The 18,583-nt window shown below is 65.6% G+C and carries 17 protein-coding genes; 13 read left to right on the top strand and 4 right to left on the bottom strand.

The annotated features are described in order from the left end of the window. Nucleotides 1-86 precede the first annotated feature (86 nt). From argC to argH, 8 genes are all read left to right on the top strand, one after another. The gene (gene argC / locus M2432_RS26235) at nucleotides 87-1,121 is read left to right on the top strand and encodes an N-acetyl-gamma-glutamyl-phosphate reductase (RefSeq protein WP_280829778.1); all 1,035 of its coding nucleotides are present in this window, start codon (nucleotides 87-89) and stop codon (nucleotides 1,119-1,121) included. Next, nucleotides 1,118-2,323, top strand: coding sequence for a bifunctional glutamate N-acetyltransferase/amino-acid acetyltransferase ArgJ (gene argJ / locus M2432_RS26230; RefSeq protein WP_280829777.1), 1,206 nt, complete (start codon nucleotides 1,118-1,120; stop codon nucleotides 2,321-2,323). Before argC ends, argJ begins: the two co-directional genes overlap by 4 nt. Continuing rightward, complete coding sequence (argB, locus tag M2432_RS26225) at nucleotides 2,320-3,201, top strand: acetylglutamate kinase (RefSeq protein WP_280829776.1); 882 nt, start codon at nucleotides 2,320-2,322, stop codon at nucleotides 3,199-3,201. The genes argJ and argB overlap by 4 nt, the downstream gene beginning before the upstream one ends. 8 nt (nucleotides 3,202-3,209) lie before the next feature. Continuing rightward, entirely contained in the window at nucleotides 3,210-4,412 is a 1,203-nt protein-coding gene (locus M2432_RS26220) for an acetylornithine transaminase (protein WP_280829810.1), read from the top strand. Further along, a complete protein-coding gene (gene argF / locus M2432_RS26215; RefSeq protein ID WP_280829775.1) occupies nucleotides 4,409-5,341 on the top strand; it encodes an ornithine carbamoyltransferase in 933 nt (310 codons plus the stop codon). Before M2432_RS26220 ends, argF begins: the two co-directional genes overlap by 4 nt. Before the next feature lie 31 nt (nucleotides 5,342-5,372). Then, complete coding sequence (locus tag M2432_RS26210) at nucleotides 5,373-5,846, top strand: arginine repressor (protein WP_280829774.1); 474 nt, start codon at nucleotides 5,373-5,375, stop codon at nucleotides 5,844-5,846. 27 nt (nucleotides 5,847-5,873) lie between these two features. After that, entirely contained in the window at nucleotides 5,874-7,073 is a 1,200-nt protein-coding gene (locus tag M2432_RS26205; protein ID WP_280829773.1) for an argininosuccinate synthase, read from the top strand. 88 nt (nucleotides 7,074-7,161) lie between these two features. After that, nucleotides 7,162-8,586 carry an argininosuccinate lyase gene (gene argH / locus M2432_RS26200; RefSeq protein ID WP_280829772.1) on the top strand — a complete coding sequence of 475 codons (1,425 nt, stop codon included), beginning with the start codon at nucleotides 7,162-7,164 and terminating at the stop codon, nucleotides 8,584-8,586. Nucleotides 8,587-8,602: 16 nt separating this feature from the next. Here the strand turns inward: argH and M2432_RS26195 are convergent, their stop codons facing one another. Continuing rightward, nucleotides 8,603-10,399, bottom strand: coding sequence for an ABC-F family ATP-binding cassette domain-containing protein (locus M2432_RS26195; protein ID WP_280829771.1), 1,797 nt, complete (start codon nucleotides 10,397-10,399; stop codon nucleotides 8,603-8,605). Between the two features lie 124 nt (nucleotides 10,400-10,523). Between M2432_RS26195 and M2432_RS26190 the strand changes: the two genes are divergently transcribed. From M2432_RS26190 to M2432_RS26180, 3 genes are all read left to right on the top strand, one after another. Further along, nucleotides 10,524-13,490 (top strand): acyl-CoA synthetase, encoded by a 2,967-nt coding sequence (locus M2432_RS26190; protein WP_280829770.1) that lies wholly within the window; start codon nucleotides 10,524-10,526, stop codon nucleotides 13,488-13,490. A 64-nt stretch (nucleotides 13,491-13,554) separates the two neighbouring features. Beyond that, entirely contained in the window at nucleotides 13,555-13,995 is a 441-nt protein-coding gene (locus M2432_RS26185) for a hypothetical protein (RefSeq protein ID WP_280829769.1), read from the top strand. Nucleotides 13,996-13,999: 4 nt separating this feature from the next. Then, a complete protein-coding gene (locus M2432_RS26180; RefSeq protein WP_280829768.1) occupies nucleotides 14,000-14,206 on the top strand; it encodes a Trm112 family protein in 207 nt (68 codons plus the stop codon). Here M2432_RS26180 and M2432_RS26175 read toward each other — a convergent pair. The 3 genes from M2432_RS26175 to M2432_RS26165 are packed head-to-tail and all read right to left on the bottom strand — an operon-like array spanning nucleotide 14,203 to nucleotide 16,312. After that, nucleotides 14,203-14,808, bottom strand: a complete 606-nt coding sequence (locus M2432_RS26175) for a TetR family transcriptional regulator (protein ID WP_280829767.1) — start codon at nucleotides 14,806-14,808, stop codon at nucleotides 14,203-14,205. The genes M2432_RS26180 and M2432_RS26175 overlap by 4 nt on opposite strands. Then, nucleotides 14,805-15,620: an ABC transporter permease gene (locus M2432_RS26170; RefSeq protein ID WP_280829766.1), complete on the bottom strand. Its 816-nt coding sequence runs from the start codon at nucleotides 15,618-15,620 to the stop codon at nucleotides 14,805-14,807. Before M2432_RS26170 ends, M2432_RS26175 begins: the two co-directional genes overlap by 4 nt. After that, complete coding sequence (locus tag M2432_RS26165) at nucleotides 15,557-16,312, bottom strand: ABC transporter ATP-binding protein (RefSeq protein WP_280829765.1); 756 nt, start codon at nucleotides 16,310-16,312, stop codon at nucleotides 15,557-15,559. Before M2432_RS26165 ends, M2432_RS26170 begins: the two co-directional genes overlap by 64 nt. 58 nt (nucleotides 16,313-16,370) lie before the next feature. Between M2432_RS26165 and M2432_RS26160 the strand changes: the two genes are divergently transcribed. Then, nucleotides 16,371-16,982: a DNA-3-methyladenine glycosylase gene (locus M2432_RS26160; protein WP_280829764.1), complete on the top strand. Its 612-nt coding sequence runs from the start codon at nucleotides 16,371-16,373 to the stop codon at nucleotides 16,980-16,982. A 17-nt stretch (nucleotides 16,983-16,999) separates the two neighbouring features. Continuing rightward, nucleotides 17,000-18,274, top strand: coding sequence for a tyrosine--tRNA ligase (tyrS, locus tag M2432_RS26155; protein ID WP_280829763.1), 1,275 nt, complete (start codon nucleotides 17,000-17,002; stop codon nucleotides 18,272-18,274). Nucleotides 18,275-18,583: the final 309 nt, after the last annotated feature.

The raw sequence follows: 18,583 nt of genomic DNA, 5'->3' as shown, positions 1-18,583 counted from the left end.
GTGCATTTCCGACCCGTATCCGCAGGCCATCGCCAGACGCGTTAATGAGTTTGCGAGTCGTTGCATAACGATGCAGAATGGATCGCATGACTTCTGTGGCTGTCGCCGGCGCCAGCGGCTATGCCGGCGGCGAGATCCTGCGATTACTCCTGGGCCACCCGGCGTACGCCGACGGACGCCTGACCATCGGTGCACTGACCGCCGCCGGCAACGTCGGCACCACGGTCGGGGAGCACCACCCGCACCTCCTGCCGCTGGCGCAGCAGGTCTTGCAGCCTACGGGGATCGACGTGTTGGCCGGCCACGATGTGGTGTTTTTGGCTCTGCCGCACGGACATTCGGCCGCTCTGGCTCAACAACTCGGCCCGGATACCCTGATCGTCGACTGCGGCGCCGACTTCCGGCTCACCGACGCACAGGCCTGGGAGAAGTTCTACGGCTCCGAGTACGCCGGCAGCTGGCCGTACGGCTTGCCTGAACTGCCCGGCGGTCGCGACGCGCTGAAGGGCACCAAGCGTGTTGCAGTGCCGGGGTGCTACCCAACTTCGGCCCTGCTGGCGCTGGTGCCCGCGGTCGCGGCCGGACTGGTTGAGCCCAATGTCACTGTCGTGGCGGTCAGCGGCACCTCCGGTGCCGGTCGGGCCGCGAAGGTCGACCTGTCGGCCTCAGAGGTCATCGGTTCGGCCCGGGCCTACAACGTCGGGGGCGCGCATCGGCACACCCCGGAAATCGCCCAAGGGTTGCGTGCGGTCACCGACCAGAACGTGACGGTGTCATTCACTCCGGTGTTGATCCCCACCTCGCGGGGAATCCTGGCAACCTGCACCGCGCGTACCACCGCGTCCATCGACGAGATTCGCGCCGCCTACGAAAAGGCCTACGGCAGCGAACCATTTATTCATCTGCTGCCCGAAGGGCAGCTCCCCAAGACCGGTTCGGTGATCGGCAGCAATGCCGCTCAGATCGCCGTCGCGGTCGACGAGGACGCCCAGACGCTGGTTGCTCTGTGCGCCATCGACAACCTGACCAAGGGCACGGGCGGTGCCGCTGTGCAATCGATGAACATCGCCCTGGGCTGGCCGGAAACCGAAGGGCTATCGACTGTGGGAGTAGCGCCGTGACCGAAACCCCGTCCCTGCATCGCAACCAGGGCGTCACCGCGCCCGCAGGCTTCCGGGCAGCCGGAATTGCCGCCGGTATCAAGGCATCTGGCAAGCCCGACCTGGCCCTGGTGTTCAACGAGGGCCCGGATCTGGCTGCCGCCGGGGTGTTCACCCGGAACAAGGTCAAGGCCGCACCGGTGCAGTGGAGCCAGCAGGTGCTGACCACTGGTCGGCTGCGGTCGGTGATCCTAAATTCCGGCGGGGCCAACGCCTGCACCGGGCTAGGCGGGTTTCAGGACACCCACCAGACCGCAGAGGCCGTCGCCACCGCATTGTCCGATTGGGGTACCGAGACCGGCGCCGTCGAGGTGGCCGTGTGCTCCACGGGTCTTATCGGCGATCGGCTGCCGATGGACAAGATGCTGGCCGGCGTTAACGAAATCGTGCACGAGATGGCCGGCGGGTTGTCCGGTGGTGACGAGGCCGCGCGGGCCATCATGACCACTGACACTGTGCCCAAACAGGTTTCATTGCACCACCCGGACAAGTGGACTGTGGGTGCCATGGCCAAGGGTGCGGGCATGATGGCGCCGTCGCTGGCCACCATGCTGGTGGTCATCACCACCGATTCGGTCGCCAGCTCTGACGCGTTGCGCGACGCGCTGCGTCGTGCGGCTGCGAAAACTTTCGACCGCCTCGACATCGACGGCAGCTGTTCGACCAATGACACAGTGCTGCTGCTGTCTTCCGGCGCCAGTGAAATCCGGCCCAGCCAAACCGAACTCGACGCGGCCGTACTGACCGTGTGCGACGACCTGTGCGCCCAGCTGCAGGCCGACGCCGAAGGTGTCACCAAACGCATCGCGATCACCGTCAAGGGCGCGGCCAGTGAGGACGATGCGCTGGTGGGCGCCCGGGCACTGGCCCGCGACAGTCTGGTCAAGACCGCGCTGTTCGGCTCGGACCCAAACTGGGGCCGGGTGTTGGCCGCCATCGGTATCGCACCGATCGAGCTGGAAGTCGACCGGATCAGCGTGTCGTTCAACGGATCCGCGGTGTGCATCGACGGCGCGGGTGCTCCTGGCGCCCGGGACGTGGACCTCTCCGGCGCGGATATAGAGGTCGTCGTCGACCTGAAGATCGGTGCCGGCGAAGCAACCGTCCGAACCACCGACCTGTCGCACGCTTACGTCGAAGAGAATTCGGCCTACAGCTCATGACCACTGCCGGGTTGTCCACCGCGACCAAAGCGGCAGTTCTGGCTGAAGCCTTGCCGTGGCTCAAGCAGTTGCACGGCAAGATCGTCGTGGTCAAGTACGGCGGCAACGCCATGACCGACGACACCCTCAAGGCCGCTTTCGCCGCCGACATGGCTTTCCTGCGCAACTGCGGGATCCAGCCTGTGGTGGTGCACGGGGGTGGTCCACAGATCAGCGCCATGCTCAAACGCCTTGGCATAGAAGGTGATTTCAAGGGTGGCTTCCGAGTCACCACACCGGAGGTTCTCGATGTCGCCCGCATGGTGTTGTTCGGACAGGTCGGCCGGGAACTGGTCGGCCTGATCAACGCGCACGGTCCGTACGCCGTCGGCATTACCGGAGAGGACGCCCAACTGTTCACCGCAGTACGGCGCAGCGTCAAGGTGGACGGTGTGGCTACCGACATCGGTCTGGTGGGCGACGTGGAGCATGTCAACACCGACGCGGTACGCGATCTCATTGCCGCCGGTCGGATTCCGGTGGTATCAACCATCGCGCCCGACGCCGACGGTGTGGTGCACAACATCAATGCCGACACCGCTGCGGCAGCACTGGCCGAAGCGCTCGGTGCCGAGAAGCTGTTGATGCTAACCGATGTCGAGGGCCTGTATACCGATTGGCCGGACCGGGGTTCTCTGGTCAGCGAAATCGACACGGCCGCACTGGAACAGCTGCTGCCCAGATTGGAATCGGGCATGGTGCCCAAGATCGAGGCCTGTCTGCGGGCGGTGGCCAACGGCGTGCCCAGTGCCCACGTCATCGACGGTCGCGTCGAACATTGCGTGCTGGTGGAACTGTTCACCGACGAAGGAACGGGGACGAAGGTGGTACCCGCATGACTCAAGACATGACCAATAATCTCCCGTCGCTTCGCTCGCCTCAGTCGACGGGTGCGGTGCAAGCCCGTTGGCAAGCGGTGATGATGAACAACTACGGCACCCCGCCGGTTGCGCTGGTCAGCGGCGACGGCGCGGTGGTCACCGATGCCGACGGCAAGACCTATGTGGACTTCCTGGCCGGCATTGCGGTCAACGTGCTCGGCCATCGGCACCCCGCGGTGATCGAGGCCGTCACCCGTCAGCTGAATACCTTGGGCCACACCTCGAATCTGTATGCCACCGAGCCCGGTATCGCGTTGGCCGAAGCACTGGTCGCCCAGCTGGGCTCGCCAGCGCGGGTGTTCTTCTGCAATTCGGGCGCTGAGGCCAACGAGGCGGCATTCAAGATCACCCGGCTCACGGGTCGTACCAAGATCGTTGCGGCCCAAGGTGCTTTCCACGGCCGCACCATGGGCTCGTTGTCGCTGACCGGTCAGCCGGGCAAGCAAGAGCCGTTCCTGCCGCTTCCCGGCGACGTCATGCACATTCCGTATGGCGACGTCGACGCACTCGAAGCGGCGGTCACCGACGAGACTGCGGCGGTGTTCCTCGAACCGATCATGGGCGAGGGCGGCGTCGTCACCCCGCCCGCCGGTTATCTGGTCAAGGCCCGGGAGATCACCGCCAAACATGGTGCGCTGCTGGTGCTTGACGAGGTGCAGACCGGAATCGGCCGTACCGGCACCTTCTACGCCCACCAGCACGACGGCATCACCCCCGACGTCATCACCCTGGCCAAGGGCCTCGGCGGTGGCCTGCCCATCGGCGCCTGCCTGGCCGTCGGGGACACGGCCGATCTGATGCAGCCGGGCATGCACGGCAGCACTTTTGGTGGCAACCCGGTGTGCACCGCGGCCGGACTCGCGGTGATCAACGCCCTCGCCGACGAGAACCTGGTGCACCGGGCCGACGCCGCGGGTAAGACCTTGGCCCACGGCATCGAGTCGCTCGGCCATCCGCTCGTCGACCATGTGCGGGGTCGTGGGCTGTTGCTCGGCGTGGTGCTGACCGCCCCGCAAGCCAAGGCCGTCGAGACTGCAGCCCGGGAGGCCGGGTTCCTGGTCAACGCGGCCGCGGCCGACGTGGTACGACTGGCCCCGCCACTGGTTATCACCGACCAACAGATCGATGCATTCCTGACCGCCCTTCCCGGAATTTTGGACGCCTCATGACAATTCGCCATTTCCTTCGCGACGACGACCTGACCCCCGACGAACAGGCCGAGGTTCTGGCGCTTGCCGCCGAACTCAAGAAGGCGCCGTTCAGCCGCCGCCCGCTGGAAGGTCCCCGTGGCATCGCGGTGATCTTCGACAAGAACTCCACCCGCACGCGGTTCTCCTTCGAGATGGGCGTAGCTCAACTCGGTGGACACGCGGTCGTGGTCGACGGTCGCAGCACCCAGCTGGGCCGCGAGGAGACCCTCGAGGACACCGGCGCGGTGCTGTCCCGCTACGTCGATGCCATCGTTTGGCGCACCTTCGCCCAGGAACGCCTGACCGCCATGGCCTCCGGCGCCACCGTGCCGATCGTCAACGCGCTGTCCGACGAGTTCCACCCCTGCCAGGTGCTGGCCGATCTGCAGACTTTGGCCGAGCGCAAGGGAAAACTGCAGGGGCTGAACATGTCCTACTTCGGTGATGGCGCCAACAACATGGCGCACTCACTGATGCTGGGTGGCGTCACCGCCGGCATCAGCGTAACCATCGCGGCGCCAAGCGGTTTCGAGCCCGATCTGGAGTTCGTCGAGGCTGCGCGGAAGCGGGCCACCGACACCGGCGCGACCGTCACGCTCACCGACAACGCCGAGGCCGCCGCCGATGGCGCTGATGTCCTGGTGACCGACACCTGGACCTCGATGGGGCAGGAGAACGACGGTCTGGACCGGGTGCGTCCGTTCCGTCCGTTCCAGATCAACGCTGCGCTGCTGGGCCGTGCCAACGCCGATGCCGTTGTCTTGCACTGCCTTCCGGCGCACCGCGGTTACGAGATCACCGACGAGGTGATGGACGGTCCGCAGAGCGCGGTGTTCGACGAAGCCGAGAACCGGCTGCACGCCCAGAAGGCGTTGCTGGTCTGGCTCCTGGAACGGCGCGGGCGATGAGCCGCTTGCGCGAAGAACAGATGGCCGCAGCATGACCGCCGCCACTCGGGCCGGACGGCAGGCGCGCATCGTCGCGCTCCTGTCGAGTAACCCGGTGCGCAGCCAGACTGAGCTGGCCGCTCTGCTTGCCGGGGAGGGCATCGAGGTCACGCAGGCCACGTTGTCGCGCGACCTGGAGGAGCTGGGCGCGGTGAAACTGCGCGGCGCCGATGGTGGGACCGGGATATACGTCGTCCCCGAGGACGGTAGCCCGGTCAAAGGAGTGACCGGTGGAACCGAGCGGATGGCCAGGCTGCTGGGCGAACTGCTGGTGTCCACCGATGCCAGCGCCAACCTGGCGGTGTTACGTACGCCACCGGGGGCCGCGCAATACCTGGCCAGTGCAATAGATCGGGCGGCCCTGCCTTATGTTGTGGGCACGATTGCCGGTGATGACACCATCGTTGTGGTTGCCCGCGAACCGATGAGCGGCGCCGAGCTCGCCGCCACTTTCGAAAATCTGTAGATAGCAGTACAAGAAGGAGATTGACACATGTCCGAGCGCGTCATCCTGGCGTATTCCGGCGGTCTGGATACCTCGGTCGCGATCAGCTGGATCGGCAAGGAGACCGGCAAAGAGGTCGTTGCCGTCGCCATCGACCTCGGCCAGGGCGGCGAGGACATGGAGGTGGTCCGCCAGCGTGCCCTGGACTGCGGCGCCGTCGAGTCCGTCGTGGTCGATGCCCGCGATGAGTTCGCCGACGAGTACTGCCTGCCCACCATCAAGGCCAATGCGCTGTACATGGACCGGTACCCGCTGGTGTCGGCCATCTCCCGGCCGCTGATCGTCAAGCACCTGGTTGAGGCCGCGCGCAGCCATGGCGGCACCGTCGTCGCGCACGGCTGCACCGGCAAGGGCAACGACCAGGTCCGGTTCGAGGTCGGCTTCAACACCCTGGCTCCTGAGCTGGAGGTGATCGCCCCGGTTCGCGACTATGCGTGGACCCGCGAGAAGGCCATCGCCTTCGCGCAGGAGAACGACATCCCGATCAACGTCACAAAGAAGTCGCCGTTCTCGATCGACCAAAACGTCTGGGGCCGCGCGGTCGAGACCGGCTTCCTCGAGGACCTCTGGAACGCCCCGACCAAGGACGTCTACGACTACACCGAGGACCCGACGGTCCACTTCAACACCCCCGACGAGCTGATCATCAGCTTCGACAAGGGCCGCCCGGTTGCCATCGACGGCCGGCCGCTGAGCGTCCTGCAGATAATCCAGGAACTCAACGCCCGGGCCGGTGCTCAGGGCGTCGGCCGCCTCGACGTGGTCGAGGACCGCCTGGTCGGCATCAAGTCCCGCGAAATCTACGAGGCTCCGGGCGCCATGGTGCTGATCACCGCACACACCGAGCTCGAGCACGTGACCCTCGAACGCGAGCTCGGCCGGTACAAGCGTGGCGTGGACCAGAAGTGGGGCGAGCTCACTTACGACGGCCTCTGGTACAGCCCACTGAAGGCCTCCCTGGAGGCATTCGTGGAGCACACCCAGCAGCACGTCTCCGGCGATATCCGGCTGGTCCTGCACGGCGGGCACATCTCGGTCAACGGCCGCCGCTCGGGCGAGTCGCTGTACGACTTAAACCTCGCCACCTACGACGAGGGCGACAGCTTCGACCAGAGCGCCGCCAAGGGCTTCGTCCAGCTGCACGGTCTGAGCTCGAAGATTTCAGCCAAGCGCGACCTGGGCCTGTAACCATTTCGCCCAAACGGACAAACGGGCCGAAAAGTGCGAGTAGATCCGGCCAAAACGTCGATCTCGGCGCGGCGGGAGGGGAAATGACATGAGTACCAACGAAAGTTCGACCAACGAAGGCTCCCTGTGGGGCGGTCGATTCGCCTCCGGCCCGTCCGAAGCGCTTGCCGCGCTGAGCAAGTCGACGCACTTTGACTGGGCACTGGCGCCGTATGACGTCAAGGCCTCCAAGGCCCACACCCGAGTGCTGTTCCGCGCCGGGCTGCTCACCGAGGAGCAGCGCGACGGCTTGCTGGCCGGTCTGGACAGCTTGGGCAACGATGTTGCCGACGGCAGCTTCGGCCCGTTACCCACCGACGAGGACGTGCACGGCGCGCTGGAACGTGGGCTGATCGACCGGGTCGGCGACGACCTGGGTGGTCGGCTGCGTGCGGGCCGGTCCCGTAACGACCAGGTGGCCACGCTGTTCCGGATGTGGTTGCGGGAGGCTATCAGGGCGCTCGGCAACGGGGTGCTCGACGTTGTTGCGGCGTTGGCGACCCAGGCTGCCGCGCACCCGACGGCGATCATGCCGGGCAAGACCCACCTGCAGTCGGCTCAGCCGGTGCTGTTGGCGCATCATCTGCTGGCCCATGCACATCCGCTGCTGCGTGACGTCGACCGGCTGCTGGATCTAGCCAAGCGAGTTGCGGTATCACCTTACGGCTCAGGCGCTTTGGCGGGCAGCTCGCTGGGGCTGGACCCTGACGCCATTGCCGCCGACCTGGGATTCACCGCGGCAGCCGACAACTCGATCGATGCCACCTCGTCGCGTGACTTCGCAGCCGAGGCCGCATTCGTCTGCGCCATGATCGGGGTTGACCTGTCCCGGCTTTCCGAGGACATCATCCTTTGGAGCACAACCGAATTCGGCTACGTGAAGCTGCACGACTCGTGGTCGACCGGCAGCTCGATAATGCCGCAGAAGAAGAACCCCGATATCGCCGAACTGGCTCGCGGCAAGTCCGGCCGGCTGATCGGCAACGTGAGCGGACTTCTGGCCACGCTCAAGGCTCAGCCGCTGGCCTACAACCGGGATCTCCAGGAGGACAAAGAGCCGGTCTTCGACTCCGTCGCTCAGCTCCAGTTGCTGCTGCCGGCGATGGCCGGGTTGGTCGGCACCCTGACGTTCGATACGGACCGCATGGCACAGCTCGCTCCGCTGGGTTACACGCTGGCCACGGATATCGCGGAATGGATGGTGCGCCAGGGGATTCCGTTCCGTGTCGCGCACGAGGCCGCGGGCGCCGCGGTCAAGGCCGCCGAAGCCCGAAACGTTGGACTCGAGGAGCTTGCCGACGACGAGCTGGCCGGCATCCACCCGGGACTCACCGCGGAGGTGCGGGACGTGCTGACCATCGCGGGCTCGGTCAACTCCCGTGACGCGCGCGGCGGCACCGCGCCCACCCGGGTTGCCGAGCAGCTCAACATCGTTCGGGATGCGGCGACGCGACTGCGTTCGCTTATCAGTTAGATACTGGCGACCGCGTTCAGCTACTGATCTCCTCGGACAGTTCCATCCACCGGTCTTCCAGGGTGGTCACCTCGGATTCGAGCTCCCTCAGTGCGCCCGTAAGGCGTTGCAGCCCTTCGTAATCGCCCTGATCGTGCTCGGCGAGACGCTGGTGCTCGGTGTCGATCTGGCCGGCGAGCTTCTCCAGTCGCCGTTCGATCGCGGTGAGTTCCTTTTGGGCCGCGCGCAATTCGGCACCGGACAAACCCTCAGATACCGCCGCGACCGGCTTGGCTGCCGCGGTCCCGGTCTGAGCGGCATGGGAGGCGCGCAGGCGCAGATACTCGTCGACCCCGCCAGGCAGGTGACGTAACCGGCCGCCCAGGATTCCGAACTGCTGGTCGGTCACCCGCTCAAGGAAGTAACGGTCGTGGCTGACCACGATGAGTGTGCCGGGCCAGGAGTCGAGCAGATCCTCCATGGCGGCCAACATGTCGGTATCCAGGTCGTTGGTCGGCTCGTCCAGGATCAGCACATTGGGCTGTTCCAACAGGATCAGCAGCAGCTGGAGTCGACGCTGCTGGCCGCCGGATAGGTCCTGCACCGGGGTGGACAGCTGGGCGCTGGAGAACCCGAGGCGTTCCAACAACTGGCTCGGCGACAGTTCCTGTGCCTTGGAACCGGAGCCGAACGTGTAGGTGGTGGCCAGTCGGCTCAGGACCACCCGCACTGGCTCGTCGAGATGTTCGGCGAGCTTCTCGACCCCTTGGGTGAGGGTGGCGATCTGCACGGTCTTACCGTGTTTGACCCGGCCTCCGGTCGGTTCGACCGAGCCGTCTATCAGGCCGAGCAGCGTCGACTTGCCTGCGCCGTTGACCCCGAGGATGCCAGTGCGTTCGCCGGGTGCGATCCGCCACTCGACGTCGTGCAGCACCTCGCGGTCGCCGTAGGTGACTGATGCGTCCAAAAGGTCGACGACCTGCTTGCCCAGCCTGGTTACCGCCAGCGACTGCAGCGCCACCTTGTCGCGGATCTCGGGCACATCGGCGATCAGTGCGTTGGCGGCGTCAATCCGGAACTTGGGCTTGGAGGTGCGGGCCGGTGCGCCGCGGCGCAACCAGGCAAGTTCCTTGCGCGCCAGGTTCTGTCGCCGCGCCTCACTGGCCGCGGCCTGCCTGTCTCGCTCCACCCGCTGCAGGATGTAAGCCGCGTAACCGCCTTCGAAGGGTTCGACGATGCGGTCGTGCACCTCCCAGGTGCTGGTGCAGACCTCGTCGAGGAACCAGCGGTCGTGCGTCACCACCAGCAGGCCGCCGGCGTTGGCGGCCCATCGGTTCTTCAGATGAGCGGCCAGCCAGGTGATCGCTTCGACATCGAGATGGTTGGTCGGCTCGTCGAGAATCAACACGTCGTGATCACCGGCGAGCAGTCGGGCCAGCGCCACCCGTCGGCGCTGACCGCCCGACAGCATGCCCACCACGGCATTCCGATCCAGGTCGCCGAGCAGTCCGGCGATGACGTCACGGCCGCGCGGGTCGCCGGCCCATTCGTGTTCGGGAACGTCACCGACGACGGCGTGGCCGACTGTGTCGGTGGGGTCGAGGGTGTCGCCCTGGTCGAGCACCCCGATCCGGACGCCGCCGCGCACCGTCACCCGGCCCGAGTCCGGCTGCACCCGGCCGGCAAGCATGCCGAGCAAGCTCGACTTGCCATCGCCGTTTCGGCCGACGATGCCGATCCGGTCACCCTCCTCGATGCCGATCGTCAGCGAATCGAAAACCACGCGGGTCGGGTATTCCAGATGCAGGGCTTCAGCCCCCAGTAGGTGCGCCATCAGCAGCCGATTCTAGGTTGACCGACGCGACACCCATTCGTACGGGGCGATCTGCGCGTTATGCCATGATGGCCACGTCAATCGGGGGATGGTTAAACAATTGACCACGAGGGAGTGGGCGCGGGTGGATTTTTCAGCAGTCACCGGACCGGTCGGGCGTTTGGTAGCAACCGCCCAGAACGGCCTTGAAGTGCTGAGGTATGGGGGACTGGAGACTGGCGCGTTGCCGTCACCGTTCCAGATTGTGCAAAGCGTCCCGATGTATCGCCTGCGGCGCTACTTTCCGCCGGACGCGCGTCCAGGGGCGGCACCTGCCGGGCCTCCGGTTCTCATGGTGCATCCGATGATGATGTCGGCGGACATGTGGGACGTCACCCGCGACGACGGCGCGGTGGGCATCCTGCACGCTGCGGGTATCGACCCGTGGGTGATCGACTTCGGCTCGCCCGATCAGGTCGAGGGCGGCATGGACCGCAACCTCGCCGATCACGTTGTCGCACTGAGCGAGGCGATCGACACCGTCAAACAGGTCACCGGTCGCGACGTGCATCTGGCCGGCTACTCACAGGGCGGCATGTTCGCCTACCAGACCGCTGCCTATCGCCAATCCCGTGATCTGGCAAGCATCGTGGCGTTCGGTGCGCCGGTGGACACCCTGGCCGCCATGCCGATGGGCTTGCCGGCAGGGTTGGCAGCCGGTGCCGCCGACTTCATGGCCGACCACGTTTTCAGCCGCCTTGACATCCCCGGTTGGTTGGCGCGCACCGGTTTTCAGATGCTCGACCCAATCAAGACCGCGCAGTCCCGGCTGGATTTCCTGTTCCAGCTACACGACCGAGAGGCGCTGCTGCCGCGCGAACAGCAACGCCGCTTTCTCGCCTCCGACGGCTGGATCGCATGGTCGGGTCCGGCCATCGCCGAACTGCTCAAGCAGTTCATCGCCCACAACCGGATGATGAGCGGAGGCTTCGCCATTCACGGCGATCTGGTGACGCTGTCCGACATCGACTGCCCGGTGCTCGCTGTGGTCGGTGAGGTCGACGACATCGGCCAGCCGGCCGCAGTACGTGGCATCAAGCGCGCAGCTCCGCAGGCCGATGTATACGAATACCTCATCCGCGCAGGACATTTCGGGTTGGTCGTGGGTTCCAAAGCAGCCACCCAGAGCTGGCCCACCGTGGCTGCGTGGGTCAAGTGGCTCGACGAGGACGGCGAGATGCCGGCCGACGTCGTGCCGATGCCGCTGCAGTCGGCAACGCAGAGCGAAACTGTCCCGCTGGCCACCCGGGTCGCGCACGGCGCCGCTGCAGCCACGGAGATGACGTTCACGCTGGCCAGGTCGGCGGCGGGCGCGGTGGTGTCGGCCAACAAGTCCGCGCGGGCCCTGGCCATCGAGACCATCCGCACACTGCCGCGCCTGGCCCGGCTCGGGCAGATCAACGATCACACCCGAATCTCGTTGGGCCGCATCATCACTGAGCAGGCCGAGGGTGCGCCCGGCGGCGAGTTCCTGCTCTTTGACGGCCGGGTGCATACCTATGAAGCGGTGGACCGACGCATCAACAACGTGGTGCGCGGTCTGATAGGCGTGGGGGTCAGGCAAGGCACCCGAGTGGGTGTGCTGATGGAGACTCGGCCCAGCGCGCTGGTTGCTATTGCCGCGCTGTCCCGGCTTGGCGCGGTGGCGGTGTTGATGCCACCGGACGCCGACCTGGCCGAAGCCGCCCGACTCGGTGCCGTGTCCGAGGTGATCTGCGACCCGAGCAACCTGGACTCCGCGCGTCAGTTACCCATGCGCGTATTGGTTCTCGGTGGCGGCGAGGCCCGCGAACTGGATCTGCCGGGCGACGCCGACGTCATCGACATGGAGAAGATCGACCCCGACGTCGTCGAGTTGCCCGGCTGGTACCGCCCCAATCCGGGTTATGCCCAGGATCTGGCGTACATCGCGTTCGCCAACGTCAGCGGTCAGTTGGTGGCCCGCCAGATCACCAACTTCCGGTGGGCCCTGTCAGCGTTCGGCACCGCGTCGGCGGCCAACCTGGGCCGCGGCGACACCGTCTACTGCCTGACCCCACTGCACCACCCGTCCGGCCTGCTGGTGGCCCTCGGCGGCGCGGTGGTCGGCGGTGCGCGCATCGCGCTGTCCCGTGGGCTGCGACCGGACCGGTTCCTGCACGAGCTACGTCAGTACGGCGTCACCGTGGTGTCCTACACCTGGGCCATGCTGCGCGACGTCATCGATGACCCGTCGTTCGTGCTCAACGGAACCCATCCGGTTCGGTTGTTCATTGGTTCGGGCATGCCGGCCGGACTGTGGCGCCGCGTTGAAGAGGCGTTCCACCCGGCACACGTCGTTGAGTTTTTCGCCACCACCGATGGTCAGGCGGTCCTGGCGAATGTGTCTGGAGCCAAGGTCGGCAGCGAGGGCCGGGTGCTGCCCGGAGCCGGTCGGATCGCGCTTGCGGCCTACGACGTCGAGGACGACCTGATCCTCGAGGACGAACGTGGCTTTGTCGAGCACGCCCATCCGAACGAGGTCGGTGTCCTGCTGGCCAGTCCGCGGGGACCGGTGGACCCCACTGCGTCGGTCAAGCGCGGCGTCTTCGCGCCAGGGGACACATGGGTGTCCACCGAATACCTGTTCCGTCGGGACGACGACGGTGACTACTGGATGGTCGGCAACCGTCGAACCGTTATCCGCACGCCACGAGGCCCGGTGTTCACCAAGGCGATCAGCGACGCGCTGGGTGCTATCGCATCCGTCGACCTGGCCCTGACATATCGGGTGGACGTCGGCGATCGTGAAGTCGCGGTGACCGCTCTCGACTTGCAGCCGGGCGGATCGGTGTCTGCTGCGGACCTGTCGGAGGCACTGGCCGACCTCTCGGTCGGCGTTGCACCGGATGTGGTGTACGTGGTGCCACGGGTGTCATTGACTGCGGCGTACCGTCCGGACCTCAGCGAACTGCGGGCTTTTGGGCTTCCTGGGCCGTCGGACTCGGCCTGGTACTTCGACACGGTCAGTGAGTCGTTCGAGGAGTTCACCGAGGCCGCGAGCGCCGCAGTGACCTCCGGATCAGGACAGTGAGGCTCGGCTCGGGCTGCCCGGCGCTGTTAGGCTGCGGTCGGGTCGACGCTGGAACGGAGGACAGATGACTTCTGCTAGGCGATGGCGACGCGGTGTCTCCGGCGTGCTGTTGGTGGGTTCGCTGACCGTCGGTGTCATGTCGGCCGGCGCGGTGGTCTCAGCATGCCCGGCCCGTGCTGACGTGCTCGACGACATCGACGCCCAGTACGACACCGGTGCCGGCGGTGGCGAGATTTCGCTACTGATCCACAAGGTGTTGAAGTTGCGAGCCCAAGGGTTCGGTCCGTCGAAGGGCAATCTGGCCGACATTCAGGCGGGGCTGGACGCGCGGCCCAATCAGGTTCCGTTGATCACCGCGCTACAGAACACGGTGAAGTTCCAGCAGCGCAATCAGGCTCGTTCGCAGCCCACACACCAGAGCCCGGTTCAGATCGGCGGCGGTGGATTCCCACCAGGCATCCTGCCCGGTACCGGTGGCTCGAACATTCCGATCGCCGGAGGTTAGCGCAATGATCGACGAGGCTCTGCGCAGCATTCTGGTCTGTCCACAGGACCGGGGCCCGTTGCTGCTGGTCGGCGATGAGTGCCTGTACAACCCCCGGTTACGTCGCGCCTACCGCATCGACGGCGGCATTCCGGTGCTGCTGATCGATGAAGCCGTTGACGTCACCGACGACGCCGAGCATCAGAGGCTGCTGGACAGCGCGAAAAGCTAAGTCAGAGCTGGCAATTCGCCGGTGAAATAGCGCTGCAGGTTCGGGCCGATGGTTTCGACGATCTGGTCAACCGGCAGTGACGCGAACGGTTCCAGCTCGAAGATGTACCGCGTCAACACCACCCCGATCAGCTGGGACGCCACGAACTGCACGCGGAGTCTGCCCGTGCCGGGCGGATTATCAACGCGTGGGCCAACTTCCGTGGTGATGACCTCCTGCAGGAAAGTCCGCAGCAGGTTGACCTCGTCACCGGCCAGCATCGACCGTAGCGCCGCGATGAACGAGGTTCCCAGTTCCGAATCCCACAGTGGTAGCAACAGTGCCGGCAGGGTGAGCCCGAGGTCCTCGACCGGGGTGTCATGCAATGGCCCCAGCACCTGGGCGGGATCGATTGGAATGTGTACGGCGGACGCGAACAACTGCTGCTTGGTACCGAAATAGTGATGCACCAGTGCTGAATCGACACGGGCCGCCGCTGCGATGGACCGGATCGACGTGTTCTGGAAACCATTGCGGGCGAACAGTTCCCGCGCACAATCCCGGATCTGTTCCTTGGTATCCGTGGCGCCGGCTGGTCGGCCGGGACGCTTCCGGCCGGTCATGGCGTCCGTCGGCGCAAGGTGGCGGCGGCTAGCACCAGCGTGGCTAGCGCGAACGCCACCACGATGGCGATGTCGCGGATGACGGTCGCCGTTGCGTCGCGATGGGCGGCGACCTGCTGCAGTGCCTCAAGGGCGTAGCTCGCCGGTAGCGCATTGCTGATCCAGCGCAGCCAGTCGGGTAGCGCTTCGCGGGGAACGATGATGCCGCACAACAACAGCTGCGGAACGATCACCACCGGCATGAACTGCACCGCCTGAAACTCGGTACGGGCGAACGCACTACACAGCAGGCCGAGCCCGACGCCGAGGACTGCGTTGACGATGGCGATGACGAACACCAGCGCGGGACTCCCTTCGGTGTTGAAGCCGAGGAACCCGAATGACACCGCGCAGGCCAGACTCGCCTGGGCGGCCGCTGCGATGGAAAACGCCGTGCCGTACGCGGCCAACAGATCTACCCGGCGCAAGGGAGTGGTCAGAATCCGCTCCAGCGTTCCCGACACCCGCTCGCGCTGCATGGTGATCGAGGTGATCAGGAACATCACGATCAGGGGGAACAGCCCGAGCAGGATCAGGCACGCGTTGTTGAACGGCGACGGCATGCCCGGCAGATGCGGCAGATCGTTAAACATGAAGTACATCAACGTGATAACCGCACTCGGCACTACCAGGATCATCGCCATGCTGCGGTGATCGGCCGCGAGCTGTCGCAGGATCCGTGCGGTACTGGCCAGGTAGGGCCGCAGGGTCAGGCTGTTGCTGCGGTGCTGTGCCGGATGACGGTGAGAAACGCTTCTTCCAGTGACGTGCATCCGGTGTCCTCTCGTAGTTTCGTGGGCGTGGTGTGGGCGAGTATCCGACCTTCGCGCATCAGCACCAGGTCGCCGCAGTGGTCGGCCTCGTCCATCACGTGGCTGGACACCACCAAAGTGGTTCCGGCCCGGGCGAGTTCGCGGAACTGCTCCCAGAGGTCGACGCGAAGCACCGGGTCCAGCCCGACAGTCGGCTCGTCCAGGACCAGCAGTTCCGGATCGGACACCAGCGCACAGGCCAGCGATGCGCGGGTTCGTTGTCCGCCGGACAGGTTGCCGCAGAACGCCGTTCGATGGTCTTGTAAGCCGACCGCGGTGATTGCATTGTCGGCGGCCGAGGGGGTGGCGCCGGTAAGTGCGGCGAAGTACCGCACGTTGTCGATGACCCGTAGGTCGTCGTAGACGGTGGCCTCCTGGGTCACGTAGCCGACTCGCCTGCGCACCTCGGCCGAACCGGCCGGGCGGCCCAACACGGTGACGGTGCCCTTCGCGATGATCTGGGTGCCCACCATGCTCCGCATCAGAGTGCTCTTGCCGCACCCGGACGGCCCGAGCAGTCCGGTGATGGTGCCGCGGGCGATCTGGACAGAAATGTCATCGAGCGCGGTGCGCTTGCCGCGGACCACGGTGAGGTGGTCGACCGCGATGGCGGGTTCGGCCGGGATAAATTCATCACTGGATGAAATCACCATAGGATGAATAATCCTCCAGACTGCCTACCCGGTCAATGGGCACGGCAGAATCGCGGGAATGAGTGCCGGTCACCTGCCCGTCGATCCGGTCGATGCCGCGCTGGCATTGCTTGGTGCGACCCTGCACGGCCGCGGTGCACGCGCCACGATCGTCGAGGTCGAGGCCTACGGCGGCCCCACCGGCGGCTCGTGGCCGGACGCCGCTGCGCACTCGTACTGCGGCCCGACCGCACGCAACAGCATCATGTTCGGGCCGCCCGGCAGGCTGTACACCTACCGCAGCCACGGCATTCACGTCTGCGCCAATGTGGTCTGCGGTGGTGCCGACGAGGCTGCTGCGGTGTTGGTGCGCGCCGCCCGAATAACCGACGGAGTCGACATCGCGCGACACCGACGTCGACCTGATGTTGCGACCAGCGCGCTGGCCAGGGGACCGGGCAATCTGTGTGCCGCCCTGGGAATCACTATGGGCGACAACGGAATTGATCTGTTCTCTCCGCAGACCGAGCTGCAGCTGGAGCTGGCATCGGCGGGTGACGTGCGACGGGGCCCGCGAGTCGGCGTCAGTAAAGCTGCTGATCGTGAATGGCGGTTTTGGCTGGCCGATACGCCGGAAGTTTCGGCCTATCGGCGCAGTCCGCGTGCACCCGCGCCCGGCGGCAGCGACTGATAGGCCAAAATCGACACATGGGTGTCGACATCCTCGAAGAGCTGGACTGGCGCGGCCTGATCGCGCAATCAACCGACCGTGATGCGCTTGCGGCCGCGACCTCAGAGGGGCCGCTGACGCTGTATGCGGGCTTCGATCCGACCGCGCCGAGCCTGCACGCCGGTCACTTGGTGCCGCTGTTGACGTTGCGTCGGTTCCAGCAGGCCGGTCACCGGCCGATTGTGCTGGCCGGCGGCGCGACGGGCCTGATCGGCGATCCGCGGGAAAGCTCTGAACGCACGCTCAACACCACGGACACCGTGGCCGAGTGGGCCGAACGCATCCGCGGCCAACTCGAGCGATTTGTCGAGTTCAATGACTCAGACACCGGTGCCATCGTCGAGAACAACTTGACCTGGACGGGACCGATGTCAGCCATCGAGTTCCTGCGTGACCTGGGAAAGCACTTCTCAGTCAACGTGATGCTCGACCGGGACACCATTCGCCGCCGGCTGGAAGGCGACGGCATCTCCTACACCGAGTTCAGCTACATGCTGTTGCAGGCCAACGACTTCGTGCAGTTGCACCAGAGGCACGGCTGCACGCTGCAGATTGGTGGTTCTGATCAGTGGGGCAACATCATCGCCGGGGTGCGATTGGTCCGGCAGAAGCTCGGCGCCACCGCTCATGCGCTGACGGTGCCGCTGGTCACCTCGTCCGACGGCAAGAAGTTCGGCAAGTCGACCGGTGGCGGCAATTTGTGGCTGGATCCCGACCTGACCACGCCCTATGCCTGGTACCAGTACTTCGTCAACACCGCCGACGCTGATGTGGTCAGGTACCTGCGCTGGTTCACTTTCCTGAGCTCCGATGAGCTTGGCGAACTGGAAATTGCAACGGCCGAACGTCCGCACGAGCGGGCAGCGCAGAAGCGACTGGCCCGCGAGCTGACGACGCTAGTGCACGGTCAGTCAGCCACCGATGCAGTCGAATACGCGTCACACGCGCTGTTCGGACGCGGCGACCTGGCAGATCTTGACGAGCCCACGCTGGCCGCAGCGCTGACCGAAACCGAGGTCGCCGAGCTGGCACCTGGCGGACCAGACCTGATCACCGACCTGCTGGTCGCCTCGAAGTTGTCGCCGAGCAAGGGGGCGGCAAAGCGAACCATCGCCGAGGGCGGTGTCTATGTGAACAACCAGCGCATCGAATCCGACGAATGGGCCCCCCAGTCGTCGGACTTCCTTTACGGTCGCTGGTTAGTGGTGCGTAGGGGCAAGCGGAACATCGCCGGCATACGCCGTGCGGGCTGAGGTCCGACGACGGGATTTCACCGTCTATAGGCCGTCTACCTGCCGATTTGACTCTGCGTATGCCCTCACGTAACTTATTCCAGGTCAGAGCGACACGGACAAGCGCCGGAGAGCGAAGATAAAATCCGAGAGTAACACCCATTAAGTGGGGGTTCCTCAATGCCCGCACACGGACCGCGGCTTTTAGCCGCGGGTTTGTTGCGCGGTCAGGTCGGGCGTGTTGTTTGAGAACTCAATAGTGTGTTTGGTGGTTTTTGTTTGTTGTTTTTTGGCTGCACCTCGTGTTTTCCCGTTTGTGGGGTGTGGTTG

The organism is Mycobacterium sp. OTB74 (assembly GCF_029892685.1).
GTDB lineage: Bacteria > Actinomycetota > Actinomycetes > Mycobacteriales > Mycobacteriaceae > Mycobacterium.
This window is presented reverse-complemented; position numbering and strand designations above follow the sequence as displayed.